This is a genomic window from Gilliamella sp. Nev3-1 (genome assembly GCF_001690435.1).
Taxonomy (GTDB): domain Bacteria; phylum Pseudomonadota; class Gammaproteobacteria; order Enterobacterales; family Orbaceae; genus Gilliamella; species Gilliamella apicola_C.
In genome coordinates, this window is sequence record NZ_LZHN01000024.1 from 21829 (window position 1) to 37850 (window position 16022).

Genomic DNA, 16022 nt, shown 5'->3' on the forward strand with positions numbered 1-16022 from the left:
TGACGATAGTTAATGAATTTAATGGGCAGAATAAAGGGCGAAAAAATAGTTAATTATAATTATTAGCCATAACAACATTATAAAAATACTGTTATGACTATGTGTAAATTTTGAATGATCAAAAATGGGTAATTACAATTATTGTAATAAAGAAAGTACTGATTGTGGTACTTGGTTAGCTTGAGCTAGTACTGAAGTACCTGCTTGTTGCAAGATTTGACCACGAGTCATGTTTGAAACTTCTGTTGCATAATCAGCATCTTCAATACGGCTACGCGCAGAACTTAAGTTGTTTACAGTATTATTGATGTTGTTTACTGTTGATTCGAAACGGTTTTGTACCGCACCAAGTTGGCCACGTAATGCATCAATGTTTGATAATGCCTCATCAATTGTTTTTAATGGATCTGTGGTTAGGTCTTCACCTGAAATTTTAAATCCATCTAAACCAAGTTCAGTACTATCAATTTTTTTCAAATGGATTTCAATAGTTTCACCATCGTTTGCACCCACTTGAATTTTAAGCGTTTTATCTTCTGATAATACTTTAGAGCCGTTGAAATCAGTTTGTTTAGAAACACGATCGATTTCGTCTAAACGTTGATCGATTTCATTTTGAATTGATACTAAATCGCTTTCAGAATTGGTGCCATTGGCTGCTTGAACAGTTAATTCACGAATACGTTGTACGTTGTTATTGATTTCGTTTAACGCACCTTCAGTAGTTTGTGCAAGGGAGATACCATCATTTGCATTACGTGCCGCTTGCGTTAAGCCTTTAATGTTTGATGAAAAACGGTTAGCAATTGCTTGACCTGCTGCATCATCTTTTGCGCTATTAATACGCATACCTGATGAAAGACGCTCAATAGAAGTACTAAGAACGCTTTGAGAATTGTTAAGGTTATTTTTTGCCATTAAAGACATTGTATTTGTATTAATTACTTGTGCCATTTTTATCTCCAATAATATAAATATTAAAATCAACAAGATATTTAAATTTAATTCATAATTCTTGCTGACAAATAACTTATCGGTAACAAAATAGGGAACTTTAATCTTTTTGATGATTATTTTTTTATAGCAGCAATTTAGTTGTAAATTAAACTGATATTATTAAATATAATCATAGTATTATTTTTTGGAAATAATTTTCTAATGATTTTTTTATTCGAAAGAATAGATTATTATCAATTTATTAGATAAATATTTAAAGGAAGACTAAATTTTTCTAATTATCAGCCGATATAAACAATATTGAATAATTGTTATAGGTAGACTAAATCATGGCAATGAGCGCATTGGGAATCGGTTCGGGGATCGATCTTGGTGAAATTTTAAATCAATTAGAAGCGGCAGAAAAGACACGCTTAACACCAATCACTACTCAACAAAAAGCGATTAATGCCAAAATTAGTGGTTTTGGTAAGTTAAAAAGTGCATTAACAACATTTAATACAGCAACGGCAAAACTCCAAAAAAAAGAGTTATTTCAAAGCCGTATAGCGACAAGTAATAACGATTATTTTTCAGTAAAGACAAATAGCAAAGCGGTTTTAGGTGATTATGCGGTTACAGTTGATCAATTAGCAACTTCTCATCGTATTGCCACATCGGCAATCAATGATAAAAGTGCTCAATTGGGTAATGACAATGAAACTCGCACGATTACCATTGAGCAAGCCAATGGTAATAAACTAAATGTGACTTTATCTAAAGATGAAACATCTTTGGAATCAATAGCAAATGCTATTAACAATGCTCAAGTGGTTAATGAGGATGGCACAACAAGTCCTTCGACAATGAATGCGGCGATTGTTCGTTCGGGGACCGATGGCTATCAATTAGTGATTACGTCGAAAGAAACGGGAGAACAACAAGCCATTACCTCTATTTCATCCGATGATGATAAGTTAAACAATATTATTGGGTTTGACATTAATCAGGCGAGCAATAGTCCTATGTCTGAAGTTGCAAAAGCGCAAGATGCCAAGTTTTCGTTTAATGGTATTGCGATAACCAGCACTTCAAATACCGTTAAAGATGTAATAGATGGCGTTGATATTACGTTAAAAGAGATTACGACAACCAGCCAAAATCTTACTATAAGTGCAGATAACGAAAAAACAGAAGAAGCCATTAAAGAATGGGTCGAAGCATTTAATCAATTACAGTCAACAATATCAACGTTAACTAAATTCACCACAGAAGATAAAAATTCAAAGGAATTAAATAGTAGTAATGGTCCACTTGTTGGTGATGCGACATTACGCAATATTGACCAAAGTATCCGTTCTATCTTTGCCAAAGGACAATCAGGCGAATTTGCTGTTTTGTCGCAAATAGGCATCAATATGGACAAAAGTGGCCAGTTAACGATCAAAGAAAATGAGCTGAAAAAAGCACTCAATGAAAACAGCGATGCGGTAATGATATTATTTACTGGTGATGGTGAAAAAACGGGTATTGCTAACGAAGTTTTTGCCAAAGTGAGTGGATTTATTGATAGCGATGGCATGATTGATTCAGCAACTAATGGGTTAAATTCTACCTTAAAATCATTAGAGAAACGCCATGATCAAGTAAGCAATTCTATTGAACAAACTATTGAACGTTATCGAGTGCAATTTACCAAATTAGATATTTTAATTAACGAGTTAGATAGCATGAGTAATTATTTAACAACCCAATTTGACATGATGGCAAATTTAAAAAAATAGGGAGTAAATAATGTACCAATTAGGTTCTAAGGCCTATGAGCAAGTGAATTTAGAAACGCGAGTTAGCCAAGCATCACCTCATCAATTGATCGTATTATTATTTGATGGTGCGCTTAACGCAATTAAATTAGCTAGCTTGTATATTCAAAAAGGTAATATTGTCGGTAAAGGTAATGCAATTTCTAAAGCGATTAATATTGTTGATAATGGGCTTAAAAGCTGTCTAGATTTAGAAAAGGGCGGAGAAATTGCCGAAAATTTAGATCGTCTCTATCGCTATATTAGCCAACAGTTAGTTTTAGCTAATTTACATAATGACAAAGAAAAGCTACAAACTTGTTATGATCTGTTAAACAATATTGCCGAATCTTGGCGTGAAATTGCAAAATAAAAAAGGATGCTTATGCAAGGAAATAAATTATTAGAACAATATGAACAATTGAATTATGTCGTTGAACAAATGTTGATTAATGCACACGATGAACATTGGGAATCATTAGTCAGTTGGCAGGAAAAATATCAACAATTGTCTGAAAATCTTATAATAACAGGCGATTTTATCCGCATGGATACATTGCCAAAACAACATCGCGATATCATTCAGATGTATATAAAAAACATTTTAAGTTATCAACAACAATTAACTCAATTGATTATTACTCGTCATGCTCAGCTGAGAAAGATGATCGGCGAGCATGTTGATTATCAAAATAAAATAGACAACTATCAAGAAATGGCAAAATTAATGTGAGTTTGCAAACTGATTGGTTTGAGTTTTATTTATCAGATAAAGCTCAAGCCAATATGTTTATTCAACTCGTTTTAACAAACATATCTATTTAAAATAAACCGTTTTTTGTTTGATTATCTTCTTCTTTCTCATAAAAGATAACTGTGTCATTGGCATTTTTGGTTTGGATGATACTGCCAATGATTAATTTTTTTCAGGATAATTGAAAAACGTCTAAGAATGCTATTGTAAAATAGCTACGGCATACAATGTGCTTACACTGGTGCTGCGTATCTTTCGCAATAAGTTGCTCCCTTGGCATAAAAAACAATGTAATGGTTGGTTTCAGCATATCCGCAAACTAAATAAGGCGTTATTTGTGGGATAAGTTACCATATTACTTTTTCTTTTTTAAATTCGGGTACTAAATCTACCTTATTACAGATTGGTCCAGCAAATAGTTTAGCGTTATTAAGCTGGTAAACATTCTGTCCATCAGAAAAAGTTGTAGGGCAACTCACAACAGGGAATTGCGCATGGCAATTGATTGATACTATGCTGAGTAATAGACCAGTGAATAATATTGTTTTTTGAATATTATCACCTTGAATCTTTTATGTATTTCATTGGTTGTTTTTTTATTAAAAAATCGCATTATGTCGTTATTTTTTAATAGCAGAGTAAAAATGGTAAAGTTTTTTGAGTCATCAATTGATAACAAAAATAATATATTGCGTAGAAAAACAAGCATCAAAAATATGAACGATGCTTATTTTAAACTTGAATGGTGTGGTGCGTTGATTATCGCATTTAGATCAGAATTAATGGTTATCGGTAAAAGTAAAATGCAAAATTTAGGATATAGGAATGATATTTGATGCCATTAATTAAACATTCATATTCATAATTTCTTGATAAGCGGCAACCAGTTTATTACGCACTTGAATACCAAACTGCAATGAAACCGATGATTTTTGCATATTAACCATCACTTCATTTAATGACGTATTGGGATCGCCCATTTCGAAAGCTTTAGCGTCATTATGTGCTTGTATTTGTCGCTGACTTATTCCATCTAACGCATTTTTTAGCGCTAAACCAAAATTTTGTTTATCAGAAAAAGTTGATTGTTGTGAAGTTTCTGTTAATTGATTTAAGTTAGCGAATTGAATTGAATTTAACGTATTGATTGTATTCATGTTGATAATTACGTCTTGTATTTTTTTGTCAATGTGCCATTAAATTTATCATAAAAATAAAAAGCCAAAGGGTTTAAGTAAGGGGAAAACTATACGCTTTTCTAGCCATTGAATTTTCTAAATACATGGATAATAAACGACAGAGTAAATCTAAATAGTTTAGAATCAGGATGCCTATGACTAGCCAAACAGTCAATAATAAAGGTCAATCAATATTAAATAAGTTACCTTTTGTCAATCAATTAAAACAAAACAAAAAAATGGCATTGTTAATTGCTGGTGTCATTACAATCGCAATGATGAGTTTTGTCTATTTATGGGCTAAAGATGAGCCTTACGCAGTTCTATTTAGTCATTTGAATGATAAAGATGGTGGCGAAATTATTAGCCAGCTTGATAAGATGAATATTCCTTATCAATTTTCCTCTTCTGGCACGACTATCTTAATTCCTGAAGATAAAGTTTACGATACCCGTTTACGGATTGCCCAACAAGGGTTGCCTAAAGGTGGTGCAGTTGGTTTTGAATTGCTTGATAAAGAAAGTTTTGGTATGAGCCAATTCAATGAGCAAGTTAATTATCAACGCGCTTTAGAAGGCGAATTATCAAGAACAATTGCTATCATTAGTAGTATTGATGATGCGAGAGTGCATTTAGCTATGCCTAAACCTTCTTTGTTTGTTAGAGAACGCAAATTTCCTTCAGCGTCAGTAGCATTAACATTACTCCCAGGTCGCTCATTATCGCAAGGTCAAATTGATGGCATTATTCATTTGATTTCAAGTAGTGTACCGGAATTACAGCCCGACAAAGTCACAATTATTGATCAGCGAGGCAATTTATTAACTGGTGAAAGCTATCGTGACAGAAGCGCGAATGTTGCGCAGTTGGAGTTTAGTGAGCGGATTGAAAACAGCGTTCGTGAGCGAGTAGAAAAAATTATTATTCCTATTTTGGGTAAAAATAACGTCAAAGTACAAGTGAATGCTGATGTTGATTTTAGTCGCCAAGAATCGACATCAGAAACGTATGATCCTAATAGCAATATTGCGAATCAAACCATTCGTAGTAAACAGCAAGTCGAAAATCATCAATCAGCAACAAGCTATGGTATTGGCGGAGTGCCAGGTGCGTTATCTAATCAACCTGTACCAACACCTAGTGCACCAATCGATGAAAACGATGAATCGATTGAAAAAAATAATAAACAACAACCTTACAACTTACAATCGAATAATACCGTTAATTTTGAAGTAAATAGACAGGTTATACGTAGCCAAATACCGGAAGGACGGGTTAAACGTTTATCGGTGGCTGTTTTGGTTAATTATAAATTTGTCACCATTGAGCCAGATGAGGCTAAATCTGATGATGACAGCAAGTCATCTTCTATAACAGAACAATGGGTAAAGTTAGATAACGATGAGCTGAAAAATATTGAAGCATTAGCACGCCAAGCAATGGGCTTTTCTGATTTACGTGGCGATACATTAACGGTTGCAAATTTGAAATTTACCGATCAAGCACTTGATGGCAATGACGATATCGCATTTTGGAAAACCAATGAATTTTATGATTCTGTCAAAACAGGGATTAAATATTTAATTTATATTCTTATTTTCTGGATTATGTGGCGTAAGGTATTACGATCGTTCTGGATAAAATTACAAAGACAGCTTCTTAACAGTAATGGTCAAACATCTGATATTGAGCTATCAGCGGAAGAAAAATTAGATTATAAAGCACACAGTAAACAGCAACACAAAATGTTTGAAGATAATATGCAACAACAACAGCACATACGAAAAATTGTTGAGAAAGAGCCTCGCGTAATGGCATTAATTATTCGTAGCTGGATAAGTAGGGAGGACACTAACCAATGATTTTAAGTGAATCTCAGAAAGCGGCTGCCATTTTAATGGTATTAGGCGAAGGGCTGGCGGCGCAAGTAATGCAGCATCTTAGCCAAAAAGAAGTACAACAAATTAGTAGTGCTATGATGTCGTTGCCTCAGTTTTCTCAAGAACAGTTGAAAGGCATACTTAACGAGTGCCAAGTTGCACTTGAAGAGTGCGCTGTTTTAAATACTGATCCCAATGGTTATTTACGATCAATATTGGGGCGTTCACTGGGTAGTGAAAAAGCGGAACGTTTACTTGATGAACTTTTATCAACTGAACAAGAAGAAGCTACCGATGGTCTTGAAATGCTCAATTATATTGATGCAACAAGAGCGGTTGATCTAGTGAAGAAAGAGCATCCTCAAATTATAGCAACGATTCTTGTTCATCTAAATCGCGATTTAGCGGCAGAAATTCTAAACTTATTTGATGATGAATTACGAAACGATGTTATGTTACGTATTGCAACATTTGGGGGGGTTGAGCCTTCAGCGCTTCAATTGCTTTCAACCTCACTATCGACTTTACTACATGGTCAAAATATCAAACTTAATAATCTTGGTGGTATACGTACTGCGGCAGAAATTATTAACTTAATGAAAACACAGCAAGAAGAGCAAGTTATTAATGCATTGCGTGATTATGATGGAGAATTAACCCAAAAAATTATTGATGAAATGTTCTTGTTTGAAAATCTTGTTGAAGTGGATGATAGAAGTATTCAACGCTTACTTAAAGAAATCGATAATGAAATGTTAATCATTGCATTGAAAGGTGCAACGGTTGAGTTACGTGACAAATTATTAAGTAATATGTCACAGCGTGCAGCCTCTATTTTACGTGAAGATTTAGAAAATAGGCCACCTGTACGTTTATCTCAAGTTGAAACCGAACAGAAAAAAATATTGGCGATTGCTCGTCGATTAGCAGAAAGTGGTGAAGTGATCCTAAGTAGCGGTGATGATGAATATGTGTAACCGGCTAGATAGATCAAATTGGAAACCATTAATTTTTCAAGATTTTTCTTTATCAGAATTACCGAAATTAAGTAAAAATGAAGTTACTATAAACGTTGAAATTGATGAGCCTGAAACAGAATTAACTGCTACCGAGATAGATAATGTTGCAATTGAACCAGAGTTAAATCAGGCACAACAGTTAGAGCTGTTAAAAGAAAAGGTAAAAAAACAGGCTTATCAGGAAGGTTTTAATTTAGGTCAACAAGAAGGTTTCAATGCAGGTAAACAGACTGGTTATGATGAAGGATATCGAATTGGCGAGCAAGAAGGGCGCCAGTTCATTAAACAACAACTTAATAAAGAAAAAATAAATGCCGTTCAAGCTATAGCTAATTTAATGACTAATTTTCAAAATTCGATTAACGAAATCAATGAATTAATTGTTCCTAAACTGCTTGATTTAGCATTGATTGCTGCGCAAAAAACAGTAGGTACGATACCAAAAGCTAAGCAAAAACAGCTTATTTATACCATAAAAACATTAGTTGAACAGTGTTCAATCTTGTCTGAACCTATTGCATTGCATTTTAATCCGGCTGATTTGCTATGGTTAGAACCCATGCTGAATGATGAAATCAGTCAACATCATTGGCAACTTATTGCCGATTCTAACGTAGAACAGGGTGGATGTAAGATATTTACCGAAACTAATGAAATTGACGCAAATGTCGGTCAACACTGGCAAATAATGTCTGATAGCCTAAAAGAGGACAATCATTAACATGAGATATTCTGCAAAATGGCTAAGTAAAATTGATCAGGCTAAACAACAACTTGAATCATTATCACTAATCCGCCAATACGGAAGATTGGTTAAAGCATCGGGACTTGTGTTAGAAGCTACTGGACTAAAGTTACCTTTGGGATCTAACTGCTTGGTTGAACGACAAACCGACGGTCGAATTGAGCCTGTTGAGTGCGAGATAGTTGGATTTAGTGATAAAACGCTTTACTTAATGCCATTTGAATCCACTGACGGTATTTTATTAGGCGCTCGTGTTTATACCAAGCAATATGATTTAGCGCACTTTAGTCATAAAGTATTACCCATGGGAATGGGTTTGTTAGGTCGAGTTGTTGATGCTATGGGTAAACCGTTAGATGGTCAACCGTTACCAGAAGATGTTGAATTTGGTGGATTATCTCATAAATCGATTAACCCATTACAGCGCACGCCAGTTCACCAAGTGCTTGATGTTGGCGTTAGAGCCATCAACGCGTTATTAACGGTTGGTAAAGGACAGCGAATGGGGTTATTTGCTGGTTCTGGCGTTGGAAAAAGCGTTTTACTTGGCATGATGGCACGTTACACCCAAGCCGATATTATTGTTGTCGGATTGATCGGTGAGCGGGGGCGAGAAGTTAAAGATTTTATCGAAAATATTTTAGGTGAAGAGGGATTAGCGCGAGCGGTTGTTGTTGCCGCACCAGCGGATGTCTCGCCATTATTACGCTTACAAGGCGCTGCCTATGCGACTAAAATCGCCGAAAATTTCCGCGATAAAGGGTTTAATGTGTTACTGATTATGGACTCTTTAACGCGTTATGCCATGGCACAACGTGAAATTGCGTTAGCTATAGGAGAACCACCAGCAACGAAAGGCTATCCTCCGTCGGTCTTTGCCAAATTACCAGCATTAGTTGAAAGAGCAGGCAATGATGAAGAAGGAAAAGGCTCAATTACGGCATTTTATACGGTATTAACTGAAGGTGATGATCAACAAGATCCGATTGCTGATTCAGCTAGAGCCATACTTGATGGGCATATTGTTTTGTCACGCTCACTTGCTGAGTCTGGTCATTACCCCGCTATTGATATCGAGGCCTCAATCAGTCGAGTGATGACCGATCTTACCGCACCTGAGGATGAAAAAAAATCACGGTTGTTTAAACAGTTATTTTCAAGTTTTCAACGAAACCGCGATTTGATTAATGTTGGTGCTTATGTGTCTGGCACCGATCCTTTATTGGATAAGGCGATTATGCTGTTTCCTGCTATGCAAAAATTTTTACAGCAAGGAATTAATGAGCATTGTAGTTATCAAGATGCTTATCAACAATTAGTAAATATTGTCGAACCCAAATTAGCTAGTTAGGACTGAGTAATGGTAAATAAAAATTCTGGGCAATTTGCTTTTTTAACACTAAAAAAATTGGCGCAAAAATCGGTAGACGATACTTTACTTAAGTTAAAAAAAGCCCATGAAAATCATCGTAATGCACAATCACAACTGAATGTATTAAATGATTATTATGATGAGTACCGACAAAAATTAAATAATGCCTTATCTCATGGTATTAATGGATGCCAATTAAGTAATTTTAATGCATTTATTTCAACCCTTGAAAAAGGCATTGAGCAGCAAAAAAAAGTATTGTTATCGTTAGATATTAAGCAAAAGCAAATAACCCATCAACTTAATCAATCACAAAAAAAATTGAACACTTATACAACATTATTAGACAAGCAATATAAAAAACGGTTACAGCAACAAAGCCGTTTGCAACAAAAACTGACTGATGAATTTGCACAGCTACAACTAGCAAGGAGAGTATTAAATGAATATTAATCTTATTAATGATTTAAATCTTACCCCATCTCATCAATCGCAATCAGTTGAAACGGATGTAATTGCAAGTGATAATGATGGTTTTCAACAATTATTGCAACAGAGTGAAAAGCAAAGCCAACAAGGCAAAAAAATCATTAATGCTGAGTTAAATGTTATCGATGATACACACGAAGATCATGATGCTGATATGATCATTATGGCTATCAATCCTTTTTATATACAAACTATTGAACAAGAAAAACAAGATGTTGTAAGCGCAAAACAAAATAGTGAGGCAAAAACCAAGCCCAATTTATCGATGACAAATCATCTAAATACTGACATTTTAAATGCGGATTTATTCGATAATTTATCGTCAGAAACGTTAATTAATGATCAGCCAACACAGCTACTGGCCTCTATTTATGACAGTGAGAATTTAATCAATAAAGCAAAACAGCAAACAGATGTCATGCCATTGTCGGACAATCACCAAGCGATAGCCACTGATCTGGTGCATAAAAAAGCCACAAGAATTAAAAATGATGTGAGTAATACGCATTTTAATCAAACGAATAATACACAAAATGCTAGCGACATTAGGCAAAAAGCGATGGCAGATCAAACACCATTTATAATAAATAATGACGATCAAGGTGCGATTTTGCATATCAATCCCGAATCAGCTTTAACGACCCATGCCAATGGGCAAAATGCATTAGTACCGTCAGTTAATACTAGCACGACATCAGCAACACTAAATATGTCGATGCAAGCAAATACTACGCAATGGCAAAATTCATTAACAGAACAAATTATTATGTTTAATCGGCAAGGTATTCAATCTGCCAACATAAATTTGCACCCACAAGAATTAGGCTCATTACACATTAAACTTGCGATGAGCGATGATAAGATGAATCTTCATATGATGGCAGCACATGGTGTTGTTAAAGGTCTGTTAGAATCGGCACTGCCTTTCTTAAAAACATCATTAGCCGATCAAGGCATTACCCTAGAACAAGCAGATATTGGTGACTTTTCGATGATGAGTGATTCGCAACAATCTGCTATGTATCAGCAAACCAAACACAATCAGTCACATAACGCCCTAACGTTAGATCCAGAGACAAACGATATCAATGTTGAACAAGTACGTGTTGAAAATAGCCCACAAAAATCGGCACTCAGTATATTTGCTTAACGATTAAAATTACTATTTATTATACAAATTGGGGATTAGAGAAGATGAAACGTTTAAATAGGTCATGTTTTGTTGCCTATTCTTCAAATCAATTTTAAAAATATGATTTATTATTCTCGTCACTATAGCCAATTAATGGATTATAAATCTTTTTAAATTTTTATAGAGACAAGAGTAAATATGCCTACAACGTCCAAAAAAGTAAGTGCTTTAAATTTAATCCTTATTCTTATTACCCTATCAGCAATAAGTGCCGCAGCTTATTTGTGGTTTCAAGGCTATCTAAAAGACACAACTAAAGTGCAAGAAGAGCCTGAAATCGTCTCGCCAGTATTTTTAACATTAAAACCGTTTACTATTTCATTGCCTGTTGCTGAAGATAATATTGAGATGACTAAAATCCTTTATGTCGGGGTGGTATTACGTGTTAATGATGAAAATCAAAAAACAGTGCTATTGGATTATTTACCCGAAGTAAGAAGCGATATCCTCCTCCTTACTTCAAAGCAATATATTAATAAGCTAAAGCAAGAAGCAGGGAAAATCGATTTACAAGAACAGATAAAAAATACGTTATCGCGAAAATATAATGCAAAACATTGGGTAAATATTGATGAAGTTTTATTTACTGATTTTATTATACGGTGATGATTATGCCTGATAAGCGTGAGCCGAAACAAGACATAAACGAAAGCAGTGATGCTTTAACCCCTGATAATTTTGTTGTAGCTGAAGATGATAGCAATATTGATGCTTTGGGTGCCTCGTTACCTACAGGAAAAAAGACCGATGTTAGACCTTATGATTTATCAGTCAAACATCGATTTATCCCTGAACGTTTAACGGCATTAGAGATCATTAATGAACGTTTTGCTCGGCAATTTCGAATTGGATTATTTAATCAATTACGCCGTAATACTGATGTAATTGCCTCTCCCGTTGAGTCTCATACGTTTAAAGAGTTTTCTGATATTTCATCAGCAAATCATTTGAATTTAGTGCACCTTAACCCATTAAGAGGAACTTGTTTATTTTCATTCTCACCTGAGCTAGTGTTTATTATTGTGGATTCATTGTTTGGCGGTGATGGACATTTTTCCCAAATAGAAACAGAAGGGCGGGAATTTACGCACACGGAACAGCAAATCATTAAACGAGTGCTCGAGTTAACATTAGTTATTTATCAAAATGCATGGGCTGATATTTACGCCATTGAAACCGAATATATTCGTTCTGAAATACAAAGTAAATTTACCAACATTACTAGCTCACCTGACGATGTCGTGTTAACAACCAATTTTAAAGTTGAAGTGGGTCATAGCAAAGCAACATTTTGCGTTTGTATTCCTTATTCTATGGTCGAACCAATCAAAGAGTTGCTAATAAAACCGCCTATCGAAGAACAGACTTATCAAGACGATAATATCTGGATGAGTTCATTAACCACTGGAATTAAACAATCATCTGTCGAATTAGTTGCCAATTTTACCCATATTCATACAACCGTTGAAAAACTGTTAGCGTTAAAAGTTGATGATGTTTTAACAATTGAAAAACCAACAAATATAGATGTAACAGTTGGCGGTGTACCGGTATTAAAAGGCCATTACGGTAAAGTAAATAAACAATATGCAATTCAAGTAGAACAGGTCATTAATCCTGTAATAGAACAACTGAATGAGGGAGTGTTCAATGACTGACATTATACCAAATAACGACGAAGACCAAGAAGAAAAAGTAACGAGTGATGAACTCATCACTAAAGAGGCTATTTTTGAAACATTATCACCGCAACAAACGGAAGAAAAAAAGCAAGATATTAATCTGATTTTAGATATTCCTGTTGATTTAAGTGTAGAGCTTGGTCGAACCAAGATAGCAATTAAAGATCTATTAAATTTAACACAGGGATCTGTAATTGCATTAGATGGGCTAGCTGGTGAACCATTGGATATATTGATTAACGGTTACTTAATTGCTCAAGGTGAAATTGTCGTTGTGGGCGATAACTATGGTGTGCGTATCACCGATATTATTACCCCATCAGAACGTGTACGAAGACTGAGCCGTTAACAGTGAAGATTGAGCCGTTAATAGTAATGAAGCAAACTAATTTGGTTGAACCTGTGGATACTATAGCAAACACCAAAACGTTAACAAACGCCAAAACGTTGGCTCCGTCATCTTCTCCGTTAAATATTTATACTGAAGTAGGATCCTCAATAGGATCAACGCTTATCGTTGTCATTGGTTTTATTTTATTGTTAGGTTGGCTTGCCAAACGAATGGGCTGGAAAAAAAAGACCAATCAATGGATCGATGTCAAAGCCACATATAGCATTAGCCCCAAAGAGCGTATGGTTGTGGTTCATGTTGATAACCAATTATTAGTGATTGGGGTTACACCTCAACAAATGACGTTATTACATACTATCAATGAACAACGCACTCAAGCACTGCTTTCGCAAAATATGACAGATACCACTTGTGTGAAAAGTAACGTATTTCAGCAGATATTACAATCCGCTTTAAAAGCAAAAAAGGAGTAACAACTAGTGCGGTTAAATTTTACTATTTTGCTCAGCTTATTGTTACTAAGTTTATCATGCCATGCTGACTTATCTGCGTTACCTACCATATCCCAACCCACGAGTGGTGGGCAAAATTGGTCATTACCTGTTGAAACCTTAGTCTTTTTGACATTGCTTACCTTCATTCCAGCAATTTTGTTACTAATGACCAGTTTCACACGTATTATTATTGTATTAGGTCTGTTACGTAATGCACTTGGTACGCAATCGGCACCACCCAATCAAGTTATTTTGGGCATTGCCCTATTTATGACCTATTTCATTATGTCCCCCGTGATTGATAACATTTATCAAGATGCTTATGTGCCGTATTCGCAAAATCAAATCACCATGCAAGAGGGCTTCACTCAAGCGGCTAAACCATTACAACAATTTATGCTTGCCCAAACACGAGAAACGGACCTAGCATTATTTGTTAACATGTCTCACCAAAATGATATTCAAACACGTGAAGATGTCCCTTTAAAAGTACTGGTTCCGGCTTTTGTTGTCAGTGAATTAAAAACAGCATTTCAAATCGGTTTTACCATTTTTATTCCTTTCTTAGTGATAGATCTCGTGGTTGCAAGCACGCTCATGGCATTAGGCATGATGATGGTACCGCCAGCAACGGTGTCTTTACCATTTAAGTTAATGTTATTTGTGTTAGCCGATGGTTGGCACTTATTACTTGGTTCGTTAGCACAAAGCTTTTTTAGTTGAATCACACTATGTCGCCCGAATATATTAGCACCTTAGCAATACAAGCAATAAAAGTCGCTGCATCACTGGCTGGACCGTTATTATTAGTTGCTTTAGTAACAGGATTAATCATTAGCTTATTACAAGCGGCCACGCAAATTAATGAAATGACATTATCATTTATTCCCAAAATTATCGCGGTCGTTGTGGTTTTAATCATATGGGGACCATCAATGCTATCAACCATGATTGATTATATGCAAACGGTCATTACCGATATTCCTAATTTAACCCGTTAAATCAAATGGATTTTAATAGTAATATTTTATTTAATATTGATTTCTTTGCTTGGGCTAAAGACGGCTTTTTCCCCTTTGTGCGCATCTTAGCGTTGATTATGGTTGCCCCTATTTTGGGAGAAAAAGAGATCCCCAACCGCGTAAAAATAAGCTTAGCATTACTTATTGCAATTGCTTTGCCACTTCCACATCTTGATGAACATATTAAAATATACTCTTTTATTGGCATATGGATGATTGCACAGCAAATAATGATTGGCGTGCTTATTGGTTTTACTATGCAGTTAGCATTTATGACGGTGCAATTTGCCGGCGAATTAATTGGTATGCAAATGGGACTTGGAATGGCAACTTTTTTTGATCCTATTGGCGGTCCATCTACATCGGTATTGTCACGCTTAATTAACATTATTGCACTGCTAATCTTTCTTAGTATCGATGGTCATTTATGGTTGTTATACGGCATAGCAAACAGTTTTGATATTATTCCCATCGCAGTAACACCATTACAAGCAAACGGATACTTAGCTTTAATTGATGTCAGTAAACTATTATTTATCAATGGGATAATGTTAGCACTTCCCTTAATGACATTGTTGTTAATCGTCAATATATCATTAGGGCTACTTAATAGAATAACGCCACAACTCTCGATTTTTGTTGTCGGCTATCCAGCTACATTATTATTAGGATTGCTCATGCTAACTTACTTAATTTCAGCATTGCCCACCTTTGCTACATTTGTCTTTGAACAAATGTTTGAACAAATTTCTAGTATCTTATGGTATTTAACTCTGTGACATAAATTGATCACACAGTCGTGTTTAATTAACCTATTCAACTTGACTTGCTTTTTGTGGGTATTAGGTGAAATTACTATTCTATCATATTGATTTAGAAATAAATTACTCAAAAAAGATAATAAGTACTTAAATAAAAATAATGATCTATCTAAGTATTATTTTCATACTTTCAATTAGACTCGCTATCTCATATTATTAAAAAATTTAGAGCAATGAATGCTCTTTTATTAAAGAAGGAGCTTAACAAAACTTTACAAAAAAACAGGTGAAAAACGAGGTTTTTATTCTAAAATAGAGTAGCATAACTATATACTACTTTATGC

19 protein-coding genes are annotated in these 16022 nt (G+C 34.9%); 17 read left to right on the forward strand and 2 right to left on the reverse strand.

What is annotated here, in order from left to right; genetic code table 11:
* Positions 1–138 precede the first annotated feature (138 nt).
* Positions 139–954, reverse strand: a complete 816-nt coding sequence (locus tag A9G40_RS04600) for a flagellin N-terminal helical domain-containing protein (RefSeq protein WP_065582097.1) — start codon at positions 952–954, stop codon at positions 139–141.
* Between the two features lie 332 nt (positions 955–1286).
* Here A9G40_RS04600 and fliD point away from each other — a divergent pair, with 332 nt between their 5' ends.
* The 4 genes from fliD (at position 1287) to A9G40_RS04620 (ending at position 4328) form a co-directional block, all read left to right on the forward strand.
* Positions 1287–2720, forward strand: coding sequence for a flagellar filament capping protein FliD (fliD, locus tag A9G40_RS04605; protein WP_081302147.1), 1434 nt, complete (start codon positions 1287–1289; stop codon positions 2718–2720).
* Between the two features lie 10 nt (positions 2721–2730).
* On the forward strand, positions 2731–3111 hold the full coding sequence (gene fliS, locus A9G40_RS04610; RefSeq protein WP_065582099.1) for a flagellar export chaperone FliS: 381 nt from the start codon (positions 2731–2733) through the stop codon (positions 3109–3111).
* 12 nt (positions 3112–3123) lie between these two features.
* Complete coding sequence (locus tag A9G40_RS04615; RefSeq protein ID WP_065582100.1) at positions 3124–3471, forward strand: hypothetical protein; 348 nt, start codon at positions 3124–3126, stop codon at positions 3469–3471.
* A gap of 665 nt (positions 3472–4136) precedes the next feature.
* Positions 4137–4328, forward strand: coding sequence for a hypothetical protein (locus A9G40_RS04620; protein ID WP_065582101.1), 192 nt, complete (start codon positions 4137–4139; stop codon positions 4326–4328).
* Between the two features lie 9 nt (positions 4329–4337).
* On the opposite strand, the gene fliE is transcribed toward A9G40_RS04620, so the two are convergent.
* On the reverse strand, positions 4338–4649 hold the full coding sequence (gene fliE, locus A9G40_RS04625) for a flagellar hook-basal body complex protein FliE (protein ID WP_065582102.1): 312 nt from the start codon (positions 4647–4649) through the stop codon (positions 4338–4340).
* Between the two features lie 176 nt (positions 4650–4825).
* Between fliE and fliF the strand changes: the two genes are divergently transcribed.
* The 13 genes from fliF to fliR all read left to right on the forward strand — a co-directional run bounded on the left by fliF (position 4826) and on the right by fliR (position 15696).
* The gene (fliF, locus tag A9G40_RS04630) at positions 4826–6532 is read left to right on the forward strand and encodes a flagellar basal-body MS-ring/collar protein FliF (RefSeq protein WP_065582103.1); all 1707 of its coding nucleotides are present in this window, start codon (positions 4826–4828) and stop codon (positions 6530–6532) included.
* Entirely contained in the window at positions 6529–7527 is a 999-nt protein-coding gene (gene fliG, locus A9G40_RS04635; protein WP_065582104.1) for a flagellar motor switch protein FliG, read from the forward strand. The genes fliF and fliG overlap by 4 nt, the downstream gene beginning before the upstream one ends.
* Positions 7514–8290, forward strand: coding sequence for a flagellar assembly protein FliH (locus A9G40_RS04640; protein ID WP_065582105.1), 777 nt, complete (start codon positions 7514–7516; stop codon positions 8288–8290). The genes fliG and A9G40_RS04640 overlap by 14 nt, the downstream gene beginning before the upstream one ends.
* A 1-nt stretch (position 8291) precedes the next feature.
* A complete protein-coding gene (gene fliI, locus A9G40_RS04645; RefSeq protein ID WP_065582106.1) occupies positions 8292–9665 on the forward strand; it encodes a flagellar protein export ATPase FliI in 1374 nt (457 codons plus the stop codon).
* Between the two features lie 9 nt (positions 9666–9674).
* The gene (gene fliJ, locus A9G40_RS04650) at positions 9675–10139 is read left to right on the forward strand and encodes a flagellar export protein FliJ (RefSeq protein ID WP_065582107.1); all 465 of its coding nucleotides are present in this window, start codon (positions 9675–9677) and stop codon (positions 10137–10139) included.
* Complete coding sequence (locus tag A9G40_RS04655) at positions 10129–11325, forward strand: flagellar hook-length control protein FliK (RefSeq protein WP_065582108.1); 1197 nt, start codon at positions 10129–10131, stop codon at positions 11323–11325. The genes fliJ and A9G40_RS04655 overlap by 11 nt, the downstream gene beginning before the upstream one ends.
* A 180-nt stretch (positions 11326–11505) precedes the next feature.
* Entirely contained in the window at positions 11506–11973 is a 468-nt protein-coding gene (locus tag A9G40_RS04660) for a flagellar basal body-associated FliL family protein (protein ID WP_065582109.1), read from the forward strand.
* A 5-nt stretch (positions 11974–11978) separates the two neighbouring features.
* Positions 11979–13025 carry a flagellar motor switch protein FliM gene (gene fliM / locus A9G40_RS04665; protein WP_081295554.1) on the forward strand — a complete coding sequence of 349 codons (1047 nt, stop codon included), beginning with the start codon at positions 11979–11981 and terminating at the stop codon, positions 13023–13025.
* Positions 13018–13398, forward strand: coding sequence for a flagellar motor switch protein FliN (gene fliN, locus A9G40_RS04670; RefSeq protein ID WP_065582110.1), 381 nt, complete (start codon positions 13018–13020; stop codon positions 13396–13398). The genes fliM and fliN overlap by 8 nt, the downstream gene beginning before the upstream one ends.
* A 26-nt stretch (positions 13399–13424) precedes the next feature.
* A complete protein-coding gene (gene fliO, locus A9G40_RS04675) occupies positions 13425–13874 on the forward strand; it encodes a flagellar biosynthetic protein FliO (RefSeq protein ID WP_141671952.1) in 450 nt (149 codons plus the stop codon).
* Between the two features lie 6 nt (positions 13875–13880).
* Positions 13881–14618, forward strand: a complete 738-nt coding sequence (gene fliP / locus A9G40_RS04680; protein WP_065582112.1) for a flagellar type III secretion system pore protein FliP — start codon at positions 13881–13883, stop codon at positions 14616–14618.
* An 8-nt stretch (positions 14619–14626) separates the two neighbouring features.
* A complete protein-coding gene (gene fliQ / locus A9G40_RS04685) occupies positions 14627–14896 on the forward strand; it encodes a flagellar biosynthesis protein FliQ (RefSeq protein ID WP_065582113.1) in 270 nt (89 codons plus the stop codon).
* A gap of 5 nt (positions 14897–14901) precedes the next feature.
* Entirely contained in the window at positions 14902–15696 is a 795-nt protein-coding gene (fliR, locus tag A9G40_RS04690; protein ID WP_065582114.1) for a flagellar biosynthetic protein FliR, read from the forward strand.
* Positions 15697–16022: the final 326 nt, after the last annotated feature.